Below are 1,131 nucleotides of genomic sequence, written 5' to 3'. Positions count from 1 at the left end.
ATACAATCGGAGGTCACATGACAAGAATAATCAAAATCGGAATGGATGTCCACAAGGACAGTTTCACCCTGTGCGCTATGGAGCCCAAATTCGGTGGCAAAGATACTGTCTTCTCCACCATTAAAACCGGACCGCATGCAGATCTGGTGGTCGACTATATCGATCACATCAGAGAAAAAATGCAGGATGACGATCTTGATATCGAATGTGGATATGAAGCTGGATGCCTGGGATATGTCCTCTATGCAGAACTGAAAGCAAGAGGTGTGAAGTGCACCATTCTGGCTCCTACTACGATGATGGCCCCTCAGGGCAAAAGGGTAAAAACGGATGCCAGAGACGCCTTGATGATCGCTCAGTGCTTAAGCTATGGCGGTTATAAAGCCGTTCATATTCCTACTGATCAGGATGCCGCAGTGTCCGGGTTTCTGAGAATGAGAGATGATCACAAAGCGGCTCTGAAAAAAATCAAACAGCAGATTCTTTCTTTCGCACTGCGTAATGGTCTGCGCTGTGAAGCGAATAACTGGACCCAGGTCCATCTTCAGTTTCTGAGGTATCAGAAGTGCGATCCGGTGGTTCGGGAAACACTTAACGAGTATCTGCAGACCTATGACTATCTGAACAATCGGATCGATGCGATGAATAAAAGAATTCACGAGTTCTGTCAGGAAAAAGCATACTGTGAAAACGTCAAAAAGCTTCAATGCCTGATTGGAATCAAAGAACACACTGCTCTTGCCCTGATTACTGAAGTAGGAGATTTCACCCGATTTGATAAAGGCAATACCCTGGGTGCCTATCTTGGTCTGACTCCGGGTGAGCAATCCAGCGGCGCAAAAATCGTCCGTACCCGCATCTCAAAAGCCGGTAATGGGCATCTGCGAAAACTTCTGACAGAAAGTGCTCAGGGTATCTGCAAGGGTCAGATTGGATATAAATCCAAAGATCTGAAATCAAGACAGGAAGGAAACTCGAAAGAAGTGATCGCTTATGCAGATCGCGCCAATGAATATATGCGGCGAAAGTATTACAGACTAATACGCAAAGGAAAAAAGCACAATATAGCCGTTACTGCGATTGCGAGAGATCTTTCCTGCTTTGTCTGGGGACTTATGACGGATAACATTT

1 protein-coding gene is annotated in these 1,131 nt (G+C 45.6%); it reads left to right on the top strand.

The features are described from left to right. Window positions 1–17: 17 nt before the first annotated feature. Window positions 18–1,131 (top strand): IS110 family RNA-guided transposase (locus tag BO222_RS10920; protein ID WP_075820827.1); only part of this gene is annotated, 1,114 nt, incomplete at its 3' end.

Origin of the sequence: Ileibacterium valens, from assembly GCF_001945525.1 — a bacterium.
GTDB lineage: Bacteria > Bacillota_I > Bacilli_A > Erysipelotrichales > Erysipelotrichaceae > Ileibacterium > Ileibacterium valens.
Note: the sequence above shows the minus strand (reverse complement) of the source record. Positions and strands in the feature narration are given on the sequence as shown.